Origin of the sequence: Kaistella haifensis DSM 19056 (assembly GCF_000735695.2) — a bacterium.
Classification (GTDB): Bacteria; Bacteroidota; Bacteroidia; order Flavobacteriales; family Weeksellaceae; genus Kaistella; species Kaistella haifensis.
Map to the genome: position 1 here is coordinate 55,242 of NZ_JASZ02000009.1, position 24,679 is coordinate 79,920.

Annotated in this window: 23 protein-coding genes and 1 pseudogene; 14 read left to right on the plus strand and 10 right to left on the minus strand. The window is 37.3% G+C overall.

Annotation, left to right across the window (positions count from 1 at the left end; genetic code table 11):
• Positions 1-169 precede the first annotated feature (169 nt).
• From AP75_RS05860 to ypfJ, 5 genes are all read left to right on the plus strand, one after another.
• Complete coding sequence (locus AP75_RS05860) at positions 170-1,321, plus strand: NTF2-like transpeptidase (protein WP_031501970.1); 1,152 nt, start codon at positions 170-172, stop codon at positions 1,319-1,321.
• A gap of 2 nt (positions 1,322-1,323) precedes the next feature.
• The gene (locus AP75_RS05865) at positions 1,324-1,860 is read left to right on the plus strand and encodes an adenine phosphoribosyltransferase (protein ID WP_031501971.1); all 537 of its coding nucleotides are present in this window, start codon (positions 1,324-1,326) and stop codon (positions 1,858-1,860) included.
• Between the two features lie 128 nt (positions 1,861-1,988).
• Positions 1,989-2,699 carry a YfgM family protein gene (locus tag AP75_RS05870; protein WP_088263836.1) on the plus strand — a complete coding sequence of 237 codons (711 nt, stop codon included), beginning with the start codon at positions 1,989-1,991 and terminating at the stop codon, positions 2,697-2,699.
• Positions 2,700-2,711: 12 nt separating this feature from the next.
• Positions 2,712-3,230: a 6,7-dimethyl-8-ribityllumazine synthase gene (ribH, locus tag AP75_RS05875; protein ID WP_031501973.1), complete on the plus strand. Its 519-nt coding sequence runs from the start codon at positions 2,712-2,714 to the stop codon at positions 3,228-3,230.
• A 390-nt stretch (positions 3,231-3,620) separates the two neighbouring features.
• On the plus strand, positions 3,621-4,478 hold the full coding sequence (gene ypfJ, locus AP75_RS05880; RefSeq protein ID WP_031501975.1) for a KPN_02809 family neutral zinc metallopeptidase: 858 nt from the start codon (positions 3,621-3,623) through the stop codon (positions 4,476-4,478).
• A gap of 91 nt (positions 4,479-4,569) precedes the next feature.
• On the opposite strand, the gene AP75_RS05885 is transcribed toward ypfJ, so the two are convergent.
• The 3 genes from AP75_RS05885 to AP75_RS05895 all read right to left on the minus strand — a co-directional run bounded on the left by AP75_RS05885 (position 4,570) and on the right by AP75_RS05895 (position 7,409).
• Complete coding sequence (locus AP75_RS05885; protein WP_031501976.1) at positions 4,570-4,812, minus strand: YtxH domain-containing protein; 243 nt, start codon at positions 4,810-4,812, stop codon at positions 4,570-4,572.
• Between the two features lie 236 nt (positions 4,813-5,048).
• The gene (pruA, locus tag AP75_RS05890) at positions 5,049-6,674 is read right to left on the minus strand and encodes an L-glutamate gamma-semialdehyde dehydrogenase (RefSeq protein ID WP_088263838.1); all 1,626 of its coding nucleotides are present in this window, start codon (positions 6,672-6,674) and stop codon (positions 5,049-5,051) included.
• A gap of 84 nt (positions 6,675-6,758) precedes the next feature.
• A complete protein-coding gene (locus AP75_RS05895; protein WP_031501882.1) occupies positions 6,759-7,409 on the minus strand; it encodes a metal-dependent transcriptional regulator in 651 nt (216 codons plus the stop codon).
• 330 nt (positions 7,410-7,739) lie between these two features.
• On the opposite strand from AP75_RS05895, the gene AP75_RS05900 reads away from it, so the two are divergent.
• Positions 7,740-8,768: a threonine aldolase family protein gene (locus tag AP75_RS05900; protein ID WP_031501881.1), complete on the plus strand. Its 1,029-nt coding sequence runs from the start codon at positions 7,740-7,742 to the stop codon at positions 8,766-8,768.
• Positions 8,769-8,838: 70 nt separating this feature from the next.
• Here the strand turns inward: AP75_RS05900 and AP75_RS05905 are convergent, their stop codons facing one another.
• Positions 8,839-9,648, minus strand: coding sequence for an enoyl-ACP reductase FabI (locus AP75_RS05905; RefSeq protein ID WP_031501880.1), 810 nt, complete (start codon positions 9,646-9,648; stop codon positions 8,839-8,841).
• Positions 9,649-9,750: 102 nt separating this feature from the next.
• Positions 9,751-10,050: a hypothetical protein gene (locus tag AP75_RS05910; RefSeq protein WP_031502988.1), complete on the minus strand. Its 300-nt coding sequence runs from the start codon at positions 10,048-10,050 to the stop codon at positions 9,751-9,753.
• A gap of 184 nt (positions 10,051-10,234) precedes the next feature.
• Between AP75_RS05910 and AP75_RS05915 the strand changes: the two are divergent.
• Positions 10,235-10,795: pseudogene (locus AP75_RS05915) on the plus strand (DNA-3-methyladenine glycosylase I).
• A 45-nt stretch (positions 10,796-10,840) separates the two neighbouring features.
• On the opposite strand, the gene AP75_RS05920 reads toward AP75_RS05915, so the two are convergent.
• Positions 10,841-11,695 carry a nucleoside phosphorylase gene (locus tag AP75_RS05920; protein WP_031502990.1) on the minus strand — a complete coding sequence of 285 codons (855 nt, stop codon included), beginning with the start codon at positions 11,693-11,695 and terminating at the stop codon, positions 10,841-10,843.
• A gap of 88 nt (positions 11,696-11,783) precedes the next feature.
• The gene (locus AP75_RS05925) at positions 11,784-12,107 is read right to left on the minus strand and encodes a translation initiation factor (RefSeq protein ID WP_088263840.1); all 324 of its coding nucleotides are present in this window, start codon (positions 12,105-12,107) and stop codon (positions 11,784-11,786) included.
• Between the two features lie 134 nt (positions 12,108-12,241).
• Here AP75_RS05925 and AP75_RS05930 point away from each other — a divergent pair, with 134 nt between their 5' ends.
• From AP75_RS05930 to AP75_RS05945, 4 genes are read left to right on the plus strand one after another with little or no spacing between them, the layout of a single operon-like run.
• Complete coding sequence (locus AP75_RS05930; RefSeq protein WP_088263842.1) at positions 12,242-12,697, plus strand: transcriptional regulator; 456 nt, start codon at positions 12,242-12,244, stop codon at positions 12,695-12,697.
• 2 nt (positions 12,698-12,699) lie between these two features.
• Positions 12,700-13,929, plus strand: coding sequence for an efflux RND transporter periplasmic adaptor subunit (locus tag AP75_RS05935; protein WP_088263844.1), 1,230 nt, complete (start codon positions 12,700-12,702; stop codon positions 13,927-13,929).
• A complete protein-coding gene (locus tag AP75_RS05940) occupies positions 13,929-17,078 on the plus strand; it encodes an efflux RND transporter permease subunit (protein ID WP_088263846.1) in 3,150 nt (1,049 codons plus the stop codon). Before AP75_RS05935 ends, AP75_RS05940 begins: the two co-directional genes overlap by 1 nt.
• Positions 17,079-17,089: 11 nt before the next feature.
• Complete coding sequence (locus AP75_RS05945) at positions 17,090-18,496, plus strand: efflux transporter outer membrane subunit (protein WP_031503377.1); 1,407 nt, start codon at positions 17,090-17,092, stop codon at positions 18,494-18,496.
• A gap of 53 nt (positions 18,497-18,549) precedes the next feature.
• Here the strand turns inward: AP75_RS05945 and AP75_RS05950 are convergent, their stop codons facing one another.
• Positions 18,550-19,089, minus strand: a complete 540-nt coding sequence (locus AP75_RS05950) for an RNA methyltransferase (RefSeq protein ID WP_031503379.1) — start codon at positions 19,087-19,089, stop codon at positions 18,550-18,552.
• Between the two features lie 69 nt (positions 19,090-19,158).
• On the opposite strand from AP75_RS05950, the gene mutS reads away from it, so the two are divergent.
• The 3 genes from mutS (at position 19,159) to AP75_RS05965 (ending at position 22,353) form a co-directional block, all read left to right on the plus strand.
• Complete coding sequence (gene mutS, locus AP75_RS05955; RefSeq protein ID WP_088263848.1) at positions 19,159-21,738, plus strand: DNA mismatch repair protein MutS; 2,580 nt, start codon at positions 19,159-19,161, stop codon at positions 21,736-21,738.
• A gap of 121 nt (positions 21,739-21,859) precedes the next feature.
• Entirely contained in the window at positions 21,860-22,102 is a 243-nt protein-coding gene (locus AP75_RS05960) for a hypothetical protein (RefSeq protein WP_088263850.1), read from the plus strand.
• A complete protein-coding gene (locus AP75_RS05965; RefSeq protein ID WP_143755824.1) occupies positions 22,063-22,353 on the plus strand; it encodes a type II toxin-antitoxin system RelE/ParE family toxin in 291 nt (96 codons plus the stop codon). Before AP75_RS05960 ends, AP75_RS05965 begins: the two co-directional genes overlap by 40 nt.
• Before the next feature lie 52 nt (positions 22,354-22,405).
• On the opposite strand, the gene AP75_RS05970 is transcribed toward AP75_RS05965, so the two are convergent.
• Together AP75_RS05970 and AP75_RS05975 are read right to left on the minus strand one after the other, a co-directional pair.
• A complete protein-coding gene (locus AP75_RS05970) occupies positions 22,406-24,244 on the minus strand; it encodes an ABC transporter ATP-binding protein (protein ID WP_031504655.1) in 1,839 nt (612 codons plus the stop codon).
• A gap of 169 nt (positions 24,245-24,413) precedes the next feature.
• Positions 24,414-24,679: transposase (locus AP75_RS05975; RefSeq protein ID WP_143755826.1), on the minus strand; the 266-nt coding region annotated here is incomplete at its 5' end.

Sequence of the window (24,679 nt, forward strand, 5' to 3'; positions counted from 1 at the left end):
ATTCAAAGATGAACATTTCTAATTCAACATTGAGTTTTAAGATGATTATTTTTTCAAAAATAGATTTCAATTGGAAGACTTTGTACGAGGACGCTGTTATATCACCATAAAAAAAATATTTCCCGGCATTGTCGGGAATTTTTTTAAATTTGTAATAAACCCATCACTTATGAAGAAAATCGTGTTTTTGTTTCTTTTTTGCTTTTTAATGATTTCTTGCAAGAAAGATTCCGTAGATGCTACCAATACCAAAACTTTGCAATCGAGTATTAATGATATGGCATCGAGTTTAAATACCTTAAAGCAAGTGAAATTCAGTGAGGCTTTATACATCCTGAAAACATTCGGGGTGGAAGCGGATGGTGATGTGAACGAACTGAACGCTTTAGGAAAATTAATTGATGGAAAAAAAGTTCCCGAGATTTTCGCACTTGCAGATCAAGTAGCCAAAAAAAATGGAATCGACTGGAGCAGTACGGGACCACCTTCATTAGGTGAAATGAATATTTTCGGAAATGAAATGGCAAAAGAATCGGATCCAAATGATATTTCGGCAAGTTCCTTAAATATTATTACAAAACCTATGGCGGTTGATAGTGTTTTAGGTCCAAAATCCTTACAAATCGTACCAAGGTTGGTCGATCGCTCAGGAAACCCAATTGTCTTCGAAGGAGCAGCTTTGGAAACGGTTCTTGAAGTTTTCAGCAACGGACGTAGAATTCTTACCTCCAAAAATTTGATGTTGGATAATAATTTCAAAGGCTTTAATATGCGATTTGCATCTTTGCCGGCCGAGAAAATTTCCAATAACCAAATCGACATCACCGTTTCTGTAAAGACAACCAAGAAAACCTTTAAAATGTCCAAAATCGGTGTGACTGTAAATCCAAAAGCATTATTAATGCCTACAGGAAATTCGGCTAATAATCCGACCAACGTAACTGCTGATCCATCTGTAATCCCAGATCAAACTGCAACCACTACAGAAACGCCTGTAGCAGCCACAGCAGATCCCAAAACTAGTGTATCTAAATTTTTAAATAATTTGAGCGCGAAGAACTTGAAAGGAGCCTACGATACGTCGGATAATCCAAGTTGGGGTTCTTATGAAACGTTTTCCAACCCGACTACCGGGTTTGGTGCTGTGAAAAATATTAATGTAAAAAATATCACTACAAATAGTGTAAGTAGCAATAACGCAAGTGTGAACGCTACCTACGATGTAACTGATAAAAATGGGCAAACCACCTCGCTTTTGGTGACATTCGGTTTAAAGAATGTTAACGGAGAATGGAAGATTTCAAGCTATAAAATCAATTAAAAATGAGTAAAAGCGAACTTATCCGAAATTTAGAAAATACGATAGAAAATATTCCAGATTTTCCGAAACCAGGGATTCAATTTAAAGATATCACACCGATTTTTCTTAAACCGAAACTGTACGAAGATGTAATCGCTGATCTTGTGAATTTCAGCCGGGGAAAAGTAGATGCGGTTTGTGGAATTGAAAGTCGCGGTTATCTTTTCGGAATTGCGATAGCAGTTGCATTGGAAGTGCCTTTTATTTTGATCAGAAAAGCTGGAAAACTACCGCCACCATTCATTGGTGAAAAGTACGATCTGGAATACGGTTCGGCAGAAATCCAAATGCGAACCGGACAAATAAAACCCGGACAAAGAGTTCTGATTCACGACGATTTGCTTGCAACCGGAGGAACCACCCAAGCTGCAGCACAATTGGTTGAAAAACAAGGGGCAAAGGTTGTTCAATTCAGTTTTTTAATTGGTTTAAAAGACCTTCGCGGCGAGGAACTTCTGAAGAAATTCAATGCAGAAGTTTACAGCATTTTAGAATATTAAGATGCATAAGATTCTTCTCAAAAAATCATTATTTTGCGGTGTTTTTAATAAAGAAAATGTTTTTTCAGACATAATTTTGTAAATCGTTATAAAACATCTAAATTTGCACTTCAATTTTTAATACTATTATGGCAAAAGATAAAGCGAACATCCACCGAAAAGATCTAGAAGGAAAGGAAACTGTAGAAATTTTCAAAGATTTGGACCGTGGCGCATTGGACACAGAACGTTTTTTAGAAAAACATTCTAAAACACTAATTACTGTTTTTGGTGCTTTGGTTATCGCAGTGTTAGGCTATTTTGCATTTCAGCAATTTTATGTAGCACCAAGAAACGAAGAAGCTACATTGAGTTATCTTGCAGCTCAGAAAAACTTAGCTGACGGAAAAGAAGAATTAGCTTTAGGCGGAAAAACTGCTGCAAATCCTGGTTATTTGGGAACATACAAGGAATATTCTGGGACTAAAGTAGGGAAACTTGCTGCTTACAACGCAGGTCTTTTGAAATTCAAAGAAGGTAAATACCAAGAAGCATATGACCTGCTTGATAAATTTTCTTCAGGAAATAAAATCTTGATGGCTTTGAAGTACGGTGCAATGGCTGATTGCCAAATAAACCTTAATAAAAATGACGAAGCTTTATCATTATTAGACAAAGCAACTTCTGCATCAGATGATCCTTACACTTCTTACTATTTCACAAGAAAAGCAGGTTTAGTAGCATTAGCATTGAAAAAGAATGCTGAAGCGAAGAAATACTTCTCTACCATCGACGAAAAATATCAAGATTACGATAACGGAATGTCCGATTCCTATATCGAAATGGTAAAATATTACTAAATAAAATATACAATGGCAACGGTAAATCTTTCAGATTACAAACCATTACAGATTAATGATGCCGGTTCTTTTCGAATTGGCATTGTTGTTTCTGAATGGAACGATTTTGTAACCCATAATCTTCGCGACGGTGCGGTAGAAGTTTTGAAAAAAGAAGGCGTAAAAGAAGAAAATATCTCAATTTTTAAAGTTCCGGGCGCTTTTGAACTCAATTATGCTTCAATGCAACTTTGCAAAGAAAGAAAATTCGATGCGGTGATTGCGATTGGATGTGTGATTCGTGGGGAAACTCCGCATTTCGACTATGTTTGTTCAGCAGTTGCACAAGGAATTAAAGATTGTAATATTTTAACTGATGTGCCCACTATTTTCTGTCTGTTGACCGATGACAACAAAGAACAATCCATCGCCAGAAGCGGTGGAAGCTTAGGAAACAAAGGAATAGAGGCGGCAGTAACATCTTTGCAAATGATTGATTTTAAAAGAAATCTCTCTGAGAAAAAAGGGAATATTGGTTTCGGAAATTTGTAGTTTTACTATGAATTTAAATCTCCTTTTTTATGAATTTGAGAGGAATAAATACTTATAAATGGATTCTAAAAAATCAAACCGTTTTTGTACTTAGGGATTTTTTATCTCGTGGTGTCTTTGGTTTTACGAGTTGTTTTTATTTTTCATCCGATTACCAACGCAGATTTTGGGATTTTTGAAAGTTTAAAAATCATATTATTAGGATTGCTCAGCGATATTTTTGTATCTGTTTTATCGAGTAGTTTGTTGGCGCTGTAATTTCTGTGGCAGAATTGGGTGAATGATTGGGTATCCGTATATTAATCAACAAGTAATTGGTTAAAGCGAAATAAGCTCAATCAATAATTTTTAATATCTTTAATTTCAAATTTTATTTAAACGATATTCATTATGAAATGGACAAACAATAGAAGTGATAATGTAGATGACCGCAGAGGTTCTGGTGGAGGAGGCGGAATGCTTGTTGGAGGCGGCTTAGGAACGCTGATTATTGCGGCAATTATCTTTTTCCTTGGAGGTGATCCTTCAGCGATTCTCTCTTCCGGAATGAGTAGTTCTACGCAACAAACCGAGCAAAGAGATTTGACTCCGGATGAGTTGAAAGTGAGAGAATTTGTACAAATGGTTACTTTTGAAAATGAACGAACCTGGGGCAAAATTTTCCAAGAAAATGGGATGCAATATCGCGCACCTAAAGTAGTTTTGTTTGAAAACGCCACTCAATCCGGTTGTGGAGCGGCACAAGCAGCGATGGGGCCGTTTTATTGTCCGGCAGATCAAACAGTTTATATGGATATGAGTTTCTTCCAAGAATTGCAACAAAGATTCGGTGCTCAGGTAACGGAATTTTCAATTGCTTACGTGATGGCTCATGAAATTGGACACCATGTACAAACCTTGCTCGGAACTACGCAGAAAGTAAATCAGTTAAGATCTAGCGGAAGATATTCAGAAGCCGAAATGAACAGAGTTTCCGTAGCAACTGAATTACAGGCAGATTTCTATGCCGGAGTTTGGGCAAAGCAAACCGATAATCGTGAAAAGATTTTAGAACCAGGCGATATCGAGTCAGCGATGTCAGCAGCTGAGGCGGTTGGTGATGACAATATTCAGAAACGTTCGCAAGGATACATCAATCAGGAAGGATTTACCCACGGGAGTTCCGCACAAAGGAAAGAATGGTTTATGAAAGGCTATAACACAGGAGATATCCGACAAGGAGACACTTTCAATGCCTTATTAAGATAACAAAATAAATCCGGAATTTTTCGGAATTGTTTAAAATAAAACCGCGATATGCAAAAAGCATATCGCGGTTTTGTATATATGAAAACGATGTTTAGTTCTGGTTTGCAGAATTTTGTGCTGAAGTTTTCGCTTCATCTACTTTATTTTGAACTTGTGAAGCTACCTCGTTTGCTTTTGATTTCAAATCGGTTCCAAATTTGTTCAAGTTGTCTTTTGCTGTGTTGAATTTGTCTTTAACAGCTTGTTTTTCTTCTGGGGTAGAATTTTTGTACTTCCAAAAAGCTAATGCTCCTAGTCCTAACAGTGCAAGTAATCCGTTTCTTTTAGTGCTCATAATTTTAAGTTTTAAGTGATTTTTTTGAAAAAATAATTTGATAATTATCTAATTGTAAAAAGCGTGCCATCTATTTATTAAAAAATATAATTTTTTGTTAAAATCCTGAGTGAGTCGGTTAAATGCAGTTGGGTACACATTCCTGGAAAAAGAGCCTTTCTTTTTTTCCTTAATAAGATTTTCAATAAAAAAAACTCTGCCATAAAGACAGAGTTTCAATTTGTTAAGTGTCACAATTAGCCTAAATAAGGATATTTGTAATCTTTCGGAGAAACAAAGGTTTCTTTAATGCTTCTTACAGAAACCCATCTTAAGAGATTCATTTTAGATCCTGCTTTATCATTGGTTCCCGAAGCTCTAGCCCCACCAAAAGGTTGCTGACCAACCACTGCGCCGGTAGGTTTATCGTTGATATAGAAGTTTCCGGCAGCATTTTCTAACGCTTTGTAAGCCTCGTCGATTGCATAACGATCCTGTGCGAAAATCGATCCTGTAAGTGCATATGGAGACGTTTCATCAACCAATTTCAAAGTTTCTTTCCAATCTTGATCTTCGTATACAAACACAGAAAGAATTGGTCCGAAGATTTCCTCGGTCACCGACTCATATTTAGGGTTGGTGGTTTCGATTACAGTTGGCTGAACAAACCATCCTTTAGAATCGTCACATTTTCCACCGAAAATTACCTGAGCTTCTGCAGATTTTTCAGCTCTTTCAATATATCCTTTGCATTTCTCAAAAGAATTTTTGTCGATTACCGCATTGATAAAATTAGAAGGATCTTCTGGACTTCCCATTTTCACGGTTTTCAATTGAGCTTCCATCGCATTTTTTACATCATCCCAAAGAGATTTCGGAATATAAGCTCGAGATGCAGCAGAACATTTCTGTCCCTGATATTCAAAAGCTCCACGTACCAATCCTGTAGCAACCGCATCTACATTTGCAGATGGATGCACCATGACGAAGTCTTTGCCGCCGGTTTCTCCTACAATTCTTGGATATGTTCTGTATTGGTGAATGTTGTCGCCAATCATTTTCCACATTCCTTGGAATACTTTTGTTGAACCAGTAAAATGCAATCCTGCGAAATCGCGGTGAGCCAAAACTTTCTCAGCAGTTTCTTTACCATCTGTGAAAACCATATTGATCACCCCGGCAGGTAATCCAGCTTCGGTAAGAATATCCATGATGATTTTAGCTGAAAGAACTTGCTTATCAGAAGGTTTCCACACCACCACATTTCCCATCATTGCCATACACGTTGGCAAGTTTCCGGCAATTGCAGTAAAGTTAAAAGGAGTTACCGCAAAACAAAAACCTTCCAAAGGACGATATTCGGAGCGATTCCAAACTCCGGTATCAGAAACCGGCTGCTCAGAATAAATTTCCGTCATAAATTCTACATTATAACGCAAGAAATCGATGAATTCACAAGCCGCATCAATTTCAGCTTGGTGAACGTTTTTACTTTGTCCGATCATCGTCGCAGCATTGAGCTGATCGCGGTAAGGACCAGCGATTAAATCGGCCGCTTTCAGGAAAATAGATGCACGTTGCTCCCAAGCAAGGTTATTCCATTTTTCTTTCGCTGCAAGAGCGGTGTTGATGGCTTCATCCACATGTTGCATATTTCCTTTGTAGTAGAAACCGAGGTCGTGCTGGTGATCCTGAGGAGAACTAATCGCGATTTTTTCATCAGATTTCACCTCTTTCCCATTGATGATCATTGGGATTTCTACCTTTTCTGCCCACATTTTTTTGTAGGTTGCTATTAAGGATTTCACTTCGGCAGATCCTGGTTCGTAGGTTCTTACCGGTTCGTTCACTGCGAAAGGAACTTGCGAAAGTGCTTTTGACATATTTTTAATTTTTATTGATTTTTTTGTGAATGTTACAAAGTTAGGGCAATTGTGGCAATGTTCCAAAAACTCTTGAAGGTGAAATTATTGTTTCACCAATATTTTGTCGCAAACAATATTGCTTAGTACGATTTCTTCCTCTTGAATTTTAACAAGCATTGATTTGTCGAATTTTTCAATGTTTAAGACTTTGATTTCTTTTCCTAAAACCAATTTGTTTTTATTTAAGAAGTTTAAAAAATCTTCATCGGTAATCGTAACAGCGGTGAACACGACAGATTCTCCCACTTTGCAGTTGCTTAGTTTTTTTAGATCTTGGGCAATGATGTTTCCTTCTTTATCGGGAATGGGTTCACCATGTGGATCATATTTAGGATAATTGAGGAGTTCATCCATTTTATCGAAAAAAGTTTCGGAATGAATATGCTCCAGTTGTTCAGCGATTTCATGCACATTTTCCCAACCGAAATTCATTTTTTCGACCAGAAACATTTCCGTTAAACGATGTTTTCGAACAACCAAAGCAGCTTGTTTTTTTCCAGCAACTGTAATTTTCAAAGGTTTATAACTTTCGTAAATCACCCAACCTTTTTCAGCGAATTTCTTCATCATGTTATTTACGCTCGGCATTTTCACGCTCAGAACCTTGCTCAATTCGTTGATGGTTACTGTATTATCAGTATTCATTAAGTGAAAAATGGCTTTTAGGTAATTTTCTTCGCTAAGGGAAATCATTAAGTTAGATTGCTTGAGACACAAATCTAACAATAATAAATTGACAAAAAAAACGCACAAGGGGAATTGTGCGTTTATTAAACCTCATAAAGATCACATTGTATTTTAATCTGTGGGAAAACTTCAAAAGAAAATGTGGTCGTTTAGTCTGGTTTAATTTTTAAAATGGTTATTAGTTTTCTTTTTTTTCTTTGCTTTTACATGACAAAGATGATATAAAAATTGAATAAAATTTGGGGTTAAATCACCCTTTTTTGAGGGTTTAATCACCTTTTTTTCTAATTTTAACCAGCCGGAATCTAGGATTCTCTTATTACAATACTTTTTACCATGAAAATTTCCTTTAAAAATGATTATTCAGAAGGTTGCCACCCTAGTATATTAGAAGCTCTTACTCAACTGAATTTCGAACAACAAAGTGGTTACGGGCTCGATGATTACTCGAAAAATGCGGCGCAACTTATTCGAAATAAAATCAATGATCAAAAAGCGGAAGTGCATTTGGTTTCTGGTGGAACTCAGGCGAATCTAATTGTTATTTCTGCTTTTTTAAGACCTTATGAAAGCGTAATCGCTGCAGAAACTGGTCATATATTCACCAATGAAACCGGGGCTATAGAAGCAACCGGACACAAAGTACACGGAATTGCAACGGAAAATGGAAAACTGACACCCGAACATCTGCAGCAAGTTTTGGATCTTCATACCAATATTCCGCATCAGGTGAAACCAAAATTGGTGTATATCTCGAATTCTACCGAGGTTGGAACAATTTATTCCAAACAGGAACTGGCAGACTTGTCTGCTTTTTGCAAAAGTTATCAACTTTATCTTTTCATGGATGGTGCGAGATTGGGACATGCTTTGACGGCGGAAACCAACGATTTGGTTATGGAAGATCTTTCGAAATATTGCGATGCTTTTTATCTCGGTGGAACCAAAAACGGAGCTTTGTTGGGAGAAGCTATTGTGATTTGTAATGAAGATCTGCAGCCGGATTTTGAATTTCATTTAAAGCAAAAGGGAGCGCTTCTCGCAAAAGGAAGACTTCTCGGCATTCAGTTTCAGGAATTGTTGATAGACGATTTGTACTTTGATTTGGCAAGAAATGCCAATGAAAAAGCGATGAAAATTAAAAAAGCATTTGAAGATAAAGGATGTACATTTTTAACAGAAACTTTCACCAATCAGATTTTTCCCATTTTATCACAAAAACAAATTGAAAAATTGGCGGATAAATTCGATTTTTACGTTTGGAAAAAAATTGATGAAAAACATTCAGCGATACGAATTATCACTTCTTGGGCAACTACGGATGAAATCACGCAATTGTTTGTAAATGAGATCAATCAGTTGTAAAAATAGAAAATTTTAAATAAAAAAATCCGCTCCAAAAAGGGGCGGATTTTCATTTGATCAATTGTTTCTATTATAAATCTTCAAATTTATCAACGATTTTCTGTGAAACTCCAGTGCTGCTAAACCCTCCATCGTGGAAAAGGTTCTGCATCGTTACTTTTCTGGTAAGATCCGAGAAAAGACTTACACAATAGTTTGCACAATCCGAGGCATCGGCATTTCCCAGTGGAGACATGCTGTCTGCGAAATTGAAGAATCCGCTGATTCCTTTCACCCCGGCACCTGCTTTAGTCATTACAGGAGATTGAGAAATAGTGTTCACACGCACTTTTCTTTCTCCCCAATAGTATCCGAAACTTCTTGCGATACTTTCAAGATACGATTTATTATCGGCCATATCTCCGTAATTCGGGAAAGTTCGTTGTGCAGCGATATAAGTTAAAGCAAGGATAGATCCCCATTCGTTCATGATATCTCTGTCCCAAGCAGCTTTCATCACTTTGTGGAAAGAAACGGAAGACACATCCCAGCCTTTTTCAAGGAAATCATAATTTAGGTCGGTATATGGTTTTCCTTTTCTAATGTTTACGGACATACCGATGGAGTGCAGGATGAAATCGATTTTTCCGAACTTTTCTTCAGCATGTGCAAAAAGTTTATCTAAATCTTCCACTGATGTAGCATCTGCCGGAACAACATCTGAACCTGTTTTTTTTGCCAACTCATCTATTTCTCCCATTCTCATTGCGATAGGGGCGTTTGATAAGATAAATTCAGCTCCTTCCTCGTGGCATTTTTCTGCAACTTTCCATGCAATCGACTGATCGTTCAGCGCACCGAAAATAATTCCTTTTTTGCCTTTTAATAATCCGTATGACATAATATTATTATTTTTCACAAATTTAAAATATTTATTGTTTTCAGCATAAAAAAAGAAACCCAAATTTCTTTAGGTTTCTCTTTTTTAGTTTAAATTTCTCTGTTAATTGGTAGCCTTTCTTACTTCGGCTTTTGCATCCTCAGCAGCATCTTTGGTTTTCTCCCAAGTATTGTCTGCCAAATCTTTTGTTTTTTCCCAAGCATCAGAAACAGCATCTTTAGTATCTTCCCAAGCCTCGGAAACATTTACTTTCGCTCTTTCTAACCAACCTTCAGCGGTAGGTTCAGCGTTTTTTTCTTTTTGCTCGCGGATATAATCTTTTGCTCTATCAGCATAATCGTTTACGGTCCATTTTACGTCGTTCACTGCATCTTCTGCTTTGTTGAAATCTTGTCTGTCCATAATAATATTTTTTTTAGTTAGCAATTGGTGAAAAATTAATTTGATATTATATTAATTTGCAACATTTGTTCCTAAACTTTTAAATAGATGTTAAATTTTCTATAAATTTTTCTTAAATCTCCAATTTTGATTTGTGACAAGCAGATAATTTTGAAGTAAGCAGATCAAAAACTATCTTTGGTTCATGGAAAAAATTCGTTGTGCGTGGTGCGAAAAGGATGATTTGTACAGATCTTATCATGATAATGAATGGGGAAAGCCCGTCTATGATGACAAAACATTTTTTGAATTTTTGGTGCTCGAAAGTTTCCAGGCAGGATTGTCCTGGTACACGATACTGAAACGGCGTGAAAATTTCAAGACAGCCTTTGATGGCTATAATTATCGAAAAATTGCAGCGTATGACGACGTAAAAGTGGAAGAGTTGATGCAAAATTCCGGGATTATTCGGAATCGCCTGAAAATTTTGGCAACAGTTAATAATGCGACAAGGTTTATGGAAGTTCAGAAAGAGTTTGGGACGTTCTCAGAATACATCTGGAGTTTTGTCGGTGGAAAACCAGTTGTTAACCAGTTTTCAGAATTAAAAGAAGTCCCTGCTACGACAGAAATTTCTGATGCGTTGGCAAAAGATTTATAGAAACGTGGTTTTAAATTTCTTGGTTCTACGGTAGTTTACGCACACATGCAAGCTACGGGAATGGTGAATGATCACCTTCAGGATTGCTGGGTGAGAACTCAATAAAAAATGCGGTTTGGTTGAGCCGCATTTTTATTTTCAAGATGTTTTTTATTTGATGATCCGCTCCAAAACCCATTCAATCATGTTTTTTTCTGAAGCGTGATGGTCTGCGGAGAATTCGCCTCGTCTCCTGTTTGCGATAACACAATTTACGGTTAAAGCTTTGTGGCCTAATAGTTTGGAAAGTCCGTAAATTGCGGAAGTTTCCATTTCGAAATTGGTCACACCCAAATCGTTTAAGGTTTCCAAAAATTGATCATCTAAAGCTTTCAATCGCAATTGTCTTCCCTGCGGAGCGTAAAATCCCGGGAAAGTTGCGGTATTTCCGTGGTATTTTGCGTCTTTATAATAGTCGGAAATATCTTCTGCCCAGTCGGAAAAATAAAGCATTGGCTTGATTCTTTCGTAAGGGAATTTTTCGAGAAAATTTCTAGAGAAGTGGTTTTCGAATTGGTAATCTTGGTAGAAATGAAGCAATCCGTCCAATCCCACCACATTTTGGGTGACGAGCATATTGTCTACTTCAACCTGTGGGTTTACACTTCCACAGGTTCCTAAACGGAAAAGCTGAAGTGCTTTGTGTTCGCTTTTGAATTCTTTTTCTTTAAGATCGATGTTCACCAACGCATCGAGTTCGTTCATCACGATATCAATATTTTCCGTTCCGATTCCCGTGGACATTACTGTAATCCTTTCTCCGCGCAAAGTTCCGGTGTGGGTATAAAATTCCCTTTTATTCTTTTTAATTTCAATTTTGTCGAAATATTTTGAAACTTTTGGTACACGGTCCGGATCACCCACCAATATTATTTTTTCGGCAATATCTTCCGGCAAAAGATTGAGGTGATAAACGCCTCCGTCGGGATTAAGCACCAATTCGGAAGCCGCTAGTTTATTAATCATATTTTTATATTTTAAATTAAAAAAATCCTTTCGGAAAAAGGATTTTAAAGGTAAGGAGTTTTTTTGTCCTATTAAAATTTATTAGTAATTATCCTCCAACTCTTTTGGTTTTGTAGCCCATTTCCTGAAGGATCTTCATGATTTTATCACGGTTATCTCCTTGAATTACAATGATTCCGTCTTTTTCCGAACCGCCAATTCCCAAAGTTGTTTTTATTTTTTTTGAGATGATTTTCAATTCCTCGTCCCCGCCTTCGAAACCTTCGATTAAGGTCACGGGCTTTCCGTTTCTGCCTTTTTTTTCAAATTTGCATACCAAAGGTTCTTTCTGAACGAATTTTTCTGCCGGTATTTCAAAGTATTGCTCTTCATGTTCCGGGAATAGGTTTTTTAGCTGATCTCGTAAATCCATGCAACAAAATTAATAAAATTTATGTCTTTCTTGTGCTGAAGTGGTCATTTTGCAAGCTTTTCAATGCCAATTTTTTGTTAAATCAATTTTTTGGTTCGGTTTGTTCTGAACTGAATTAATATATTTGCAACATAATGAATTCAACCCTAAAAATAGACCAAGAGTTATTTTGTGAAATGATGAAGTTTTATGGGGAAACCCTAAATCTTCCGCCACTTTCTGCAAAGATTTATACTTACTTAATTTTCGATTTTGAAAAAAAAGGAATTTGTTTTGAGGAATTTGTTGAAGTTTTCTCTGCTAGTAAAAGTTCGGTTTCTTCTAACCTTAATTTGCTTCTGAATGCGGATTTAATCCTGGATTTTAATAAATTTAATGAAAGGAAACGCTTCTTTACCATTAATGAAAATTATATTCAAATTCGGTTTACAACAATTATCAGCCGATTGAAAAAAGAAGTTGCAATACTGGACAAACTCAATGCTTATCGAAATTGCTCAGAAGAACATCATATCCAACGATTTGAAAACTATAAATCGCTTTTAAATAAAAATATTCAAAACATCGAAGAAACTTTACCTAAAATTTAAATATGAAAAATAAGATTGTCATTTTTTCTTTCTCTATATTATCGGTTTTTTCTTGTAAAAAGCAAGAAGAAAAAAAACCAGAGGGACCAAAAGAAGTTCCTGTGGTAGAGGTTCAGGAGAAAAATGTTACCGGTTATCTGTCTTTCCCAACTTCCATTCAAGGCCGCGTGAATAACGATGTACGGGCGAAAATTCAGGGATATATTACTCAGGTTTTGGTAGATGAGGGACAATATGTAACTAAGGGACAACCACTTTTCCGTTTGGAAACGAATATGTTGAACGAATCAGCAGATGCCGCAAGAGCGGGAATTGGAGCTGCACAATCCGGAGTAAGCGCCGCAAAAGCCAATGTGAATGCTGCAAAAGCCAATGTGAATGCAGCGCAGGTGGAAGTAAATAAGCTGATTCCTTTGGTACAGAAAAACATCATCAGCAGTGTCCAGTTGGAAACCGCAAAAGCGAATTTGGCTAAAGCACAAGCCCAACTTTCACAAGCAGTTGCAGCTCAACAACAAGCGTCAGCCAATGTTACGCAAGCTTCTGCAAATTATAAAGGAGTCCAGGAAAATATTAATTATTCCATTATTCGTGCTCCTATTTCCGGAGTTGTCGGAAGATTGCCACTAAAGGTGGGAAGTTTGGTAGGACCAACTGATCAAGTTCCTTTAACTACAGTTTCCGATACCAGCGAAGTTTTTGCTTATTTTTCGATGAACGAAAAAGAATATCTCGACTTTCTGGAAGATTCCGTAGGTGCCACTGTTCCTGAAAAGCTAAGAAATATGCCGATGGTAGAACTGGAATTGGCTAACGGCAGCAAATATCCGGAAAAAGGAAAAATACAAGCGGTAACCGGACAAATTGATTCTCAAACCGGAACCATTCAGTTTAGGGTTTCTTTCCCGAATGCCACAAAATTACTGAGCAACGGAAATAGCGGAACCATCAAACTTCCTAAGCACTATGATCAAGCGTTGGTTGTTCCGGAAAGTTCAACTTTCGAGCAGCAAGGTTTAGTTTATGTGTACAAAGTGGAAAAGGACACCGCCCAGAATGTATTGATTGGAGTGACGGATCGTGTCAACAATTTGGTGGTGGTAAAAAGCGGTCTTACCAAAGGAGATAAAATTGTAGCGCAAGGTGTATCTACGCTGAAACCGGGAACCGCAGTAAAACCCAAACCGGTGAATTTTGATGAAATTGTGAACGCCATAAAACCAATATTCTAATGGTAAAAAAGTTTATTAACAGACCTGTTTTATCCAGCGTTATATCGATTCTGATTGTAATTTTAGGAGTTTTGGGACTCAATCAATTGCCTGTAACCCAGTATCCGGATATTGCTCCGCCTACCGTAAGTATTTCCGCGAATTACACTGGAGCCAGTGCGCAGACAGTGATGAATAGTGTGGTAATTCCTATCGAGGAACAGGTCAATGGTGTTGAAGGAATGGATTATATTTCGTCCTCTGCCGGAAATGACGGATCGGCAAGAATTCAGGTTTTTTTCAAACAGGGAGTAAATCCCGATATCGCAGCAGTAAACGTACAGAATAAAGTACAGCGAGCTACACCGCTCTTGCCATCGGATGTTACGCGATCCGGAGTTATCGTACAGAAACAACAAACCAGCGCACTGATGTTTCTTTCTTTTTATACTGCAAATAAAGATTTGGACGAAGTTTGGCTTCAAAATTATCTTAATATTAATGTAATTCCTGAGATTAAAAGGATCAGTGGAGTAGGTGATGCGCAAGCTTTTGGAGGGAAAACATTCTCCATGAGAATTTGGCTAGATCCATCAAAAATGGCAGCTTACGGATTGGAACCGAGCGAAGTAACCGCGGCCATCAACGAACAGTCACGTGAGGCTGCTGCAGGGCAGCTGGGGCAAAACAGTGGAAGCTCTTTCGAATATGTTATTACCTACAAAGGAAAATTTAACCAAGAAAAAGATTACGGCGATATTATTTTGAAGTCCCTCGGAAATGGACAGTTTTTGAAATTAAAAGATGTTGCAGAAATCAAACTTGATGCGCAATCCTACACGTCGAAAGGTGAAAACAATGGTAGAAGCTCCGTGAGTATGGGAATCTTCCAAACTCCGGGTTCCAATGCACAGGATATTATTAAAGACATTAAATCGTTCCTTGAGAAAAATGAAAAAACTTTACCTAAAGATGTAGGTTATACCATCAATTTCGATACGAACGATTTCCTTGAAGCCTCCATTGAAAAAGTAGTTCACACACTTCTGGAAGCTTTCGTACTTGTATTTATCGTAGTTTATATTTTCTTGCAAGATTTCCGCTCTACATTGATTCCAGCGATTGCAGTTCCTGTTTCTATTGTTGGAACATTCTTCTTCTTGAATTTATTCGGATATTCATTAAATTTATTAACGCTTTTCGCATTGGTATTAGCAATCGGAATTGTGGTGGATGATGCAATCGTTGTCGTAGAAGCTGTTCACGCTAAAATGGAAAATGGTATTGCCGATGCTAAGAAAGCAACCATCAGTGCGATGGATGATATTACGGGAGCTATTATTTCCATTACTTTAGTGATGTCGGCGGTATTTATTCCGGTTACGTTTATTACGGGACCTACAGGAGTCTTTTATCAGCAATTTGGAATTACCTTGATTGTCGCAATCTTAATTTCTGCAGTGAATGCATTGACGCTGAGTCCGGTTTTATGTTCTTTATTTTTAAAGCCAAATCATGCCCATCATCAAGAATACGCTTCGATGAATTTCAAAGATAAATTTTTCTATAAATTCAATCTGGCATTTAAATCAGCAACTGACAGATACGGAAGACTTTTTGTTTTTCTTTTACGGCATAAATGGATCACTTTAGTGATTTTTGCGATTGGAGGATTGTTTTTCTGGTGGTCGAATTCTAAAATGCCTTCTGGATTTGTACCGAAAGAAGACCGTGGAATTATCTTTACCGACGTTGCACTTCCTCCGGGAGCGTCGATGGAAAGAACGTACAATGTATTAAAGGATTTGCAAAGTGAAGCCCGAAAAATTCCCGGAGTTGCTAACGTAACTTTCACCGCAAGCCGAGGATTTATGTCGGGATCAGGTTCTAATGCTGGTCAGGCTTTCATAAGACTTCAACCATTTGACGAAAGATCAAAAGATTCGGACCAATCTGTAGAATCCATTACCAAAAAATTATTTGGTCTCGGAAGCCGGTATGCTGATGCGAAAATTGTGTTTTTCTCACCTCCAAGTATTCCGGGATTTGGTACCAGTGATGGTTTTTCAGCAGTGATGCTTGATAAATCAGGAGGAGATTTGAAACAACTGGATGCCGTTGCAAAAGATTATTTGGGTGCTTTGATGCAAAGACCGGAGATTCAGTTTGCACAAACCTCTTTTAACACCAATTATCCACAATATGAAATGGTGATTGATGTTCCAAGAGCTAAAGAAACCGGAGTTTCGGTATCGGATATCCTCAGTACGATGCAGGGATATATCGGAGGGGTTTACGCAGCAGATTTTACCAAATACGGAAAGCAATTCCGGGTGATGGTGCAGGCTTTTCCTGATGCTAGAAATGAACCTGCGGATTTAAACAGTATTTACGTGAAAACCGCTTCCGGACAGATGACTCCAGTCTCGCAATTTGTAACAATGGAGAAAACTTTCGGGCCGAAATCTGTGGAAAGATATAACCTCTTTACTTCGATTTCGATTTCGGGATCAAACAATCCTGGATATTCGACAGGAGATGCGATTAGAGCTGTTCAGGAAGTTGCAGCCGAGAAATTGCCATCCGATTACGTTGTAGAATTCACTGGACTTTCCAAAGAGGAAGTAAGCTCAGGTTCTCAAACTGCGGTTATTTTTATCTTGAGTTTGGTATTTGTATATTTCATTCTTGCTGCACAGTACGAAAGTTTCCTTCTTCCTTTGGCGGTAATTATTTCGCTTCCTTTGGGGGTAATCGGTGCGTATTTCGGTCAAAGTATCGCAGGTCTTGAAAACAATATCTATTTCCAGATAGCACTCATTATGTTGGTGGGACTTTTAGCTAAAAATGCAATTCTGATTGTAGAATTTGCGGTACAACGAAGAAATCATGGCGAAACCTTAGCAATGTCCGCCATTAACGCTGCAAAAGCAAGGTTAAGACCTATTTTGATGACTTCTTTTGCCTTTATTTTCGGGATGCTTCCGTTGGTTTTCGCTTCGGGAATTGGCTCCTCCGGAAACCGTTCCATTGGAACGGGAGCTGCGGCAGGATTATTAATTGGAACATTTTTCGGTCTGGTGGCAATTCCTGTATTGTATGTGATTTTCCAATGGTTACAGGAAAAAATTAAACCTTTGAAGAAAAAAGAATTCAACCTCGCGGAATAATATATTTAATAATGAAAAAACAGCTAAACATAAAAATCATTTTCATTTTGTTGACCGTTTTTGTGGTTTCATCTTGTGCAACCCGCGAAAAATACGAAAGGCCGAAAGATATCATCGAAAACCTTTTCCGAACGGATGCGCTTCCAAAAGATTCTGCTTCTATTGCAAGTATTTCCTGGAAATCAATTTTCACCGATCCTGTTCTTCAGAAACATATTGAACAAGGTTTACAAAATAATTTGGATATCCGAATTGCGCTTCAAAATATCGTTTCCGCAGAAGCTTACCTTAAACAAAGCAAAGCTGCTTATTTACCAATGCTTTCTGTGGGACCTTCTTATACTTTTCAAACCCAATCTTTGAATACCCAACTTGGGCAACTTTCCGGTGATCGGCAGTACAATAATTTGTTTGATGTAAGTGGAGATCTTTCTTGGGAAGCCGATATTTGGGGTAAAATGAAAGCGCGGGAAAAAGCGCAATTGGCTCAATATTTAGGAACTGTTGCAGCGCATAAAGCCGTGAAAAGCGAATTGGTTGCCGCCATTGCAACCGCTTATTATCAACTTTTAACATTAGATGAACAGAAAAGGATCATCAACGAAACCATTGCTTTAAGAAACAAAAATCTAGAAACCACCAAAGCGCTGAAAGAAGCCGGAACCTTGTCTGAAGTAGCAGTACAACAAAGTGAAGCGCTTGTTTTTAACGCGCAATCTTTGTTGATCGATACCGATACGCAAATTGCACTTCTGGAAAATGCGATGAGCCTTTTGATGGGTGTTCCTTCTCAAAATATTGAAAGATCATCTTTGGCAAAACAAAAAATGCCAGCGGAATATCAACTCGGGTTTTCAGCCAATTTATTATCAAACAGAGCCGATGTTATGGCTTCGGAATACGATTTAATGGCCGCTTTTGAATTATCGAAAGCTGCGAAAGCACAGTTTTATCCAACATTAAGAATCACCGGAAGTGGTGGCGTTCAAAGTTTGGATATTGATCATCTTTTTAGTGCCAATTCCCTTTTTGCTAATGTTGTAGGCGGTTTGGTGCAACCTATTTTGAATCAAAGACAAATTCGCACCAACTACGAAGTGAGTTTGGCTAATAAAGAAAAAGCATATCTTAATTTCCGGAAAACCCTTCTCAATGCAGGAAAAGAAGTTTCTGATGCTTTGAAAGTGTACGAAGCTCAAGATAAATTTATTGATCTCAAGAAAAAAGAACTTACGGCGTATAAAAAATCGGTGGAATATTCTCAGGAATTGGTGAATTATGGAATGGCGAACTATTTGGAAGTGATCAACGCATCCGTAAATTCATTGAACGCCGAACTCAATATTTCCAATGCAGAATATGCCAAAATGAAAGCCGGAGTTGAATTGTATCAAGCGCTCGGTGGAGGTTGGAAATAATGTTTTGTTTTAAATAAAAATCTAAAAATGTACCAAATGAAAATTCTCAAATGCTACATTTTTAGGTTTTTAAAGAATTCCCACATCACAATTCCGCCACAAACCGAAACATTCAGCGAATGTTTGGTTCCCAATTGTGGAATTTCCAAGAATGTATCATATATCGGAAGCGCTTCATCGGTCAAACCATCTACTTCATTTCCGAGAACTAAAGCGTATTTTTCTGATTTATCAATGGTGTAATCCGTCATCAACACCGAAGTTGAGGTTTGTTCAATTCCAATGATTTTGTAATTTTCGTTTTTTAGATTCTGTAAAGCATCAGAAATATGTTTTTCGTAAATCCAATCTACACTTTCTGTTGCTCCTAATGCCGCTTTGTGAATTTCCCGATGAGGCGGTTGCGGCGTAATTCCGCAGAGCACAATTCTTTCGACGATAAATGCATCCGCAGTCCGGAAAACCGCACCTACATTATGCATGCTTCTCACATTGTCCAAAACCACTACCAAAGGAATTTTTTCGGTTTGTTTGAAGGTTTCTACATCGATACGGCCTAATTCTTCTAGTTTCAGTTTCTTGGTGGATGACATTTTCGTATTTTTGGCAAAATTAACTAAAAATATGGCTAAAAGCACGATGCGTAAAGCCTAAAGCAACTTATGGCAAAGAAAGAAACTCCTTTAATGACGCAGTACAACACCATCAAGGCGAAATATCCCGATGCTCTTTTGTTGTTTCGTGTTGGGGATTTCTACGAAACTTTTGGTACCGATGCTATCAAAACTTCTCAAATTTTAGGAATTGTTCTTACCAAAAGAGCCAACGGGGAAGGTCATATCGAACTTGCCGGTTTTCCGCATCATTCCGTGGATTCTTATTTACCAAAACTCGTGAGAGCCGGACTTCGTGTTGCGATTTGCGACCAACTGGAAGATCCAAAATCTGTAAAAGGTATCGTAAAACGTGGTGTTACAGAACTCGTTACTCCCGGCGTTACTTTCAATGAGCAGGTTTTAACCTCGAAAAAGAACAACTTCTTGCTTTCCGTTCATAAAGAAAAAGAAAAATACGGGCTTGCTTTGGTCGATGTTTCCACTGGGGAATTTCTGGTTTCTGAAGGGAACTTGGAGAAACTTTTGCACATTGTTCATACTTTCGATCCCAGCGAAATCATTTACCAAAGATCTGCGGTGCTCCCTTCGCAACTTAAAAACAAAAACTCATTTAAGTTGGAGGATTGGGCTTTTCAGTACAATTATGCGTACGAAAAATTGACCAATCATTTCAAAACCAATTCATTGAAAGGTTTTGGGATTGAGGGTTTGAAACTCGGAATTATCGCTGCGGGATCTATTTTTGCGTATTTGGTTGAAGACACGCATCATGCTCTCTTACAGCATATTACAAAAATCCAGTTAATTCCTCAGGATGATTACCTGATGATGGATCATTTTACATTAAGAAATCTAGAAATTGTTTATCCAAGCCATCCGCAAGGTAAATCTTTACTCGACATTATCGATAAAACCGCAACGCCGATGGGCGGAAGATTGCTCAGAAGAAGGCTTATTTTGCCATTAAAATCAGTTGATGAAATCAATAGAAGACTGAATTTAATTGAGTTTTTCAATAAAGAAGATCATTTGAAATATGAAATTCAGCAGCTGCTGAAATCCATTTCAGATTTGGATCGTTTGATAGGGAAACTGGCTTCGGAAAAAATTTCACCTAAAGAAGTAGGTTACCTCCGCCAAAGTTTAATCAATATTCATCAGATTAAAAATTTGCTGCATCCTTTTGCGGAAGTTTTGGCCTGGATAGAACCGTTGAATAATCTTGAAGAACTCATCACGTATTTGCAGAATTACCTGAATGAGGAACTTCCGGTGAATATTGCAAAAGGAAATGTGATAAAAACCGGAATTTCTGAAGAACTCGATCAATTGCGAGGTTTGCAAAACAAAGGAAAAAATTTCCTCGACGAAATGTGCGAACGAGAAATCGAACGAACGGGAATTTCAAGTTTAAAAATAAGTTTCAATGGTGTTTTCGGATATTTTATTGAAGTTAGAAATACACATAAAGACAAAGTTCCTGCAGACTGGATTCGGAAGCAAACCTTGGTAAATGCTGAAAGATATATCACCGAAGAACTGAAAGAATACGAAGAACAAATCCTCGGTGCTGAAGAAAAAATCTCGAAAATTGAGAATGAACTTTACCGAAAAGTCTGCGAAAATGTGATGATTTATATCGATGCGATTCAGGAAAATTCAAAAATTATTGCGGAGCTCGACTGCGGAGTTGGTTTTTCGGAACTGGCCGTTTCCGAAAGTTATACCAGACCGATTTTGAACGATTCTTTTGCGATTGAGTTGAAAGAAGCGCGTCATCCAATCATTGAAAACGCTCTTCCATTGGGCGAAAAATATATTCCAAACGATTTATTTTTAGATAAAGATTCTCAGCAAATCATGATGGTGACCGGACCCAATATGGCGGGTAAATCGGCGATTTTAAGACAAACGGCTATTATTTGTTTAATGGCTCAGATTGGCAGTTTTGTTCCTGCAAAATATGCGGAAATAGGTGTTTTGGATAAGATTTTCACGCGTGTTGGTGCAACGGATAATATTTCGGCCGGCGAATCTACTTTCATGGTTGAGATGAATGAAGCCGCGAATATTTTGAATAATATTTCGGATAGAAGTTTGATTTTGTTGGATGAAATTGGCCGCGGAACGTCAACGTACGACGGAGTTTCGATTGCGTGGGCGATTGCGGAATATCTTCATCAACATCCGACTCAGGCGAAAACGTTGTTTGCAACACATTACCATGAACTCAACGAAATGACGGTGAATTTCGAAAGAATTAAAAACTTCCATGTTTCGATTCAGGAGAATAAAGGGAATATCATTTTCATGAGAAAATTGCTTCCGGGCGGAAGTGAGCATAGCTTCGGGATTCATGTTGCGAAACTCGCCGGAATGCCTTCAAAAGTAGTAAACCGAGCGAATGAAGTGTTGAAAACTTTAGAAAAAAGCCGTTCACGAAGCGGTTCTAAAGATTCTGCTAAAGCGATTACCGATGAAAATATGCAGCTGTCTTTCTTTCAATTAGATGATCCGGTTCTTGAAAATATTCGGGAAGAATTAACGAAAATCGACATCAATACTTTAACGCCGATTGAGGCTTTGATGAAGTTGAATTCGATTAAGAAGATGATTGGGAAGTAATGAAATTTGAAAATTTTTCAATGAGGTAATTTAAAAATTTAACCAAGTTTAAATTATTGATTTTATTTTGATTAAATATAGGATTTAAAATAATTGCTAACTTTGTTTAAAATTAAAGGTTATGGATACGATTCGTTTAAATATCCAAATGGAAAAAGCTGATGTTTCTTTGTTGAAAAAAATTCTTCAAAACATAAAAGGCGTTATAAAAGTTGAAGAAGAAAAAGATCAAATCTTAGAACATTTAATGCATTTGAAAAACACTGCAGATTCTACCAATACCGTTTCTTTAGAGCAATTTAACCAAGATTTTGATCAACATCTATGCGAATTGTATTCCGAGAACAAGCCTTATTCTCGCTAAAAGAAATCCGTACTTATCTCGCACTTCGTTGGACGAGAAAGGAATTGGAAACGCTTAAAAGAGAAATCAACCAAGAATTGGGAAATATTTCGAGTGGTTTGGTAAAACATCAAAAATATTCGGATGAGATATATTTTGCGCTGGTCGGAAAAAACAATGTGAAAATGTTTTACACAATCTCGGAAGATGAAATTCTGGTTTTAGATTTTTTTAGCGTAAGAAAAGATCCTGAAAGTTTGAAACTTAAATAAAAGAAAATTGGAAAGTAAACAGACTATTGTTTATGGTTCCGCTATTTTCATTTTACCCAAAATTCTGCAATTCCACCAGTCTTCTGTAGACGTTATTATTGTTCATCAGTTCCTCGTGGGTTCCTTGTTCTACGATATTTCCGCGTTCCATCACAACAATCCAATCCGCTTTCTGAATGGTTGAAAGTCGGTGTGCGATAACCAGCGAAGTTCGATTTTCCATCATTTTTTCCAAAGCATCTTGCACAAATCTTTCGCTTTCTGTGTCTAAAGCGGATGTTGCTTCGTCCAAAATCATGATTGGTGGATTTTTCAGAACAGCTCTTGCGATAGAAACCCTTTGTTTTTGTCCGCCAGAAAGTTTATTTCCATCATCGCCGATATTGGTGTAATATTTTTCCGGAAGACCTTCAATAAACTCATGAGCATTGGCTATTTTCGCGGCAGCCATCACTTCCTCTTCGGTAGCGTCCGGTTTTCCCATCAGGATATTGTTGAATACAGAATCATTAAATAACACGGATTCCTGGGTTACCATTCCCAAAAGATGTCGATAATCTTTAAGTTTTAAATTTTTGATATTCTCACCATCGACCAGAATTTCGCCTTCGGGAACATCGTAAAATCTCGCCAAAAGATTCGCAATTGTGGTTTTTCCTGAGCCGGATTGTCCCACCAAAGCAACTGTTTTCCCTTTCGGAATAACGAGATTGAAATTCTTTAGGATGACATTGTCTTTATCATAATAAAACCCAATGTTTTTGAATTCAATTTTATCTTTTAAGGTTGAAATTGCGACAGGATTTGCAATTTCTTCTACTTTTAAATCATAATCTAAAACTTCGGCAACCCTTTCTAAACTTGCCATTCCGCCTTGAATTGCAGAGATCGCATTGGATAATTTTTTCGCAGGATCTAAAATTTGAAAGAAAACTCCGATAAATGCTAGAAAGGTAACCGGATCTTTATTGGTTCCGTTGATGATTTCTGTTCCGGCAAACCATGTGATAATTAAAATCGTTACTGAACCAAGAAATTCGCTCATTGGAGAGGCTAGTTCTCGTCTGCGGCTCATGCCAATCGCATATTTTTGCCATTTATCGGTCGTGGTATTGAAGCGGTTTTTTAGGATTTTATCAGCATTAAAAATCTTAATTACTTTTGATGATTTTAAAGTTTCATCAACCAACGAAAACAGATTTCCAAGTTCCGCCTGAGCGGAATGTGCTTGTCTTTTCAGGCTTTTTCCGACCCATGAGATTAATCCGCCCATAATCGGGAACACCAGCAATGAAAATAAAGTAAGTTGTGGAGAAAGAATAAATAGCGTGATTAATGATGAAATAATCATAAAAGGAGCATTGACCAAATCGACCAAACTCCCCATGATTCCACTTTCAACGGAACCGATATCATTGGAAATTCTCGACATCATATCGCCTTTTCTTTGTTCTGTAAAAAATGAAACCGGAAGTTTCAGGAATTTATTATACATCGAAGCACGAAGATCCTTGGTGATTCCAACTCTGTAATTCACCAATAAAAAAGATCCTAAATATCTGAACAAATTTCTGAGCAAAAACGCTACAGCAGTGATGCAACAAAGAACTGCGAGAACCTGAATCGCTCCATATTCATTCACATTCATCTGGATTTTATAATAAGCCAAATCTTTCAAATAACCGAAATAATCTGCAAATCTGCCACTGTAAATCGGTGGCGAAGATGTGTCGACTTCTTTGTCGAGTTTGAAAAGAATTCTGAGGATCGGAAGCATAGTCACGATGGAAAAAATCTGCAAAAGTGAATACAGTAAATTAAAAAAGATACTCCCGAAAAGATATTTTTGATGAGGTTTTGCGAAAGAAAGAATGCGTTGTAATGGTTTCATTCAATGAAATTAAGGAGCGAAATTACGGAATTTTCAATTAGTTCAGATTTACTTCTTAGATTTACTTTGGATCGATTTCTATTAAAATTCAAAAATTAGCTATAAAAAAAGAGATTTTTCCCGAATCGTTTTAAATAAAGATAAATATTTATTGATTATCCGTTTTTAATCATAATCCTGTAATGTTAGCAATAATAAGCTTTTCAAAGAGTCTATCTCCAAAATATCTTCGATTTAGCTTGTAGATGAATTCGTTGAGATAGAGTTGAAGATACTTTCTTTTTATTTTGTGGTAATTGCCCAACAAATTTCTTTTGGCGTTGCTAATGGCAATATGAACCCATTTTAAAGTTTCTTCGGTAGTTTCTTTTGAACTTTTTTCCATAATATGAAGCTCTACAAAATCTGAAATATCCACATAAGAAGTGCTTTTAT

Coding starts and splice junctions, on each gene's coding strand:
- AP75_RS05935 (WP_088263844.1), top strand. CDS start 12,700: ATGAAAAATAAGATTGTCATTTTTTCTTTCTCTATATTATCGGTTTTT.
- AP75_RS05870 (WP_088263836.1), top strand. CDS start 1,989: ATGGCAAAAGATAAAGCGAACATCCACCGAAAAGATCTAGAAGGAAAG.
- AP75_RS05905 (WP_031501880.1), bottom strand. CDS start 9,648: ATGTCATACGGATTATTAAAAGGCAAAAAAGGAATTATTTTCGGTGCG.
- AP75_RS05885 (WP_031501976.1), bottom strand. CDS start 4,812: ATGAGCACTAAAAGAAACGGATTACTTGCACTGTTAGGACTAGGAGCA.
- AP75_RS05925 (WP_088263840.1), bottom strand. CDS start 12,107: ATGGATTTACGAGATCAGCTAAAAAACCTATTCCCGGAACATGAAGAG.
- AP75_RS05965 (WP_143755824.1), top strand. CDS start 22,063: ATGCGAATTGTATTCCGAGAACAAGCCTTATTCTCGCTAAAAGAAATC.
- ypfJ (WP_031501975.1), top strand. CDS start 3,621: ATGAAATGGACAAACAATAGAAGTGATAATGTAGATGACCGCAGAGGT.
- AP75_RS05920 (WP_031502990.1), bottom strand. CDS start 11,695: ATGATTAATAAACTAGCGGCTTCCGAATTGGTGCTTAATCCCGACGGA.
- AP75_RS05910 (WP_031502988.1), bottom strand. CDS start 10,050: ATGGACAGACAAGATTTCAACAAAGCAGAAGATGCAGTGAACGACGTA.
- AP75_RS05970 (WP_031504655.1), bottom strand. CDS start 24,244: ATGAAACCATTACAACGCATTCTTTCTTTCGCAAAACCTCATCAAAAA.
- AP75_RS05895 (WP_031501882.1), bottom strand. CDS start 7,409: ATGATTTCCCTTAGCGAAGAAAATTACCTAAAAGCCATTTTTCACTTA.
- pruA (WP_088263838.1), bottom strand. CDS start 6,674: ATGTCAAAAGCACTTTCGCAAGTTCCTTTCGCAGTGAACGAACCGGTA.
- AP75_RS05900 (WP_031501881.1), top strand. CDS start 7,740: ATGAAAATTTCCTTTAAAAATGATTATTCAGAAGGTTGCCACCCTAGT.
- ribH (WP_031501973.1), top strand. CDS start 2,712: ATGGCAACGGTAAATCTTTCAGATTACAAACCATTACAGATTAATGAT.
- AP75_RS05960 (WP_088263850.1), top strand. CDS start 21,860: ATGGATACGATTCGTTTAAATATCCAAATGGAAAAAGCTGATGTTTCT.
- AP75_RS05945 (WP_031503377.1), top strand. CDS start 17,090: ATGAAAAAACAGCTAAACATAAAAATCATTTTCATTTTGTTGACCGTT.
- mutS (WP_088263848.1), top strand. CDS start 19,159: ATGGCAAAGAAAGAAACTCCTTTAATGACGCAGTACAACACCATCAAG.
- AP75_RS05860 (WP_031501970.1), top strand. CDS start 170: ATGAAGAAAATCGTGTTTTTGTTTCTTTTTTGCTTTTTAATGATTTCT.
- AP75_RS05930 (WP_088263842.1), top strand. CDS start 12,242: ATGAATTCAACCCTAAAAATAGACCAAGAGTTATTTTGTGAAATGATG.
- AP75_RS05940 (WP_088263846.1), top strand. CDS start 13,929: ATGGTAAAAAAGTTTATTAACAGACCTGTTTTATCCAGCGTTATATCG.
- AP75_RS05950 (WP_031503379.1), bottom strand. CDS start 19,089: ATGTCATCCACCAAGAAACTGAAACTAGAAGAATTAGGCCGTATCGAT.
- AP75_RS05865 (WP_031501971.1), top strand. CDS start 1,324: ATGAGTAAAAGCGAACTTATCCGAAATTTAGAAAATACGATAGAAAAT.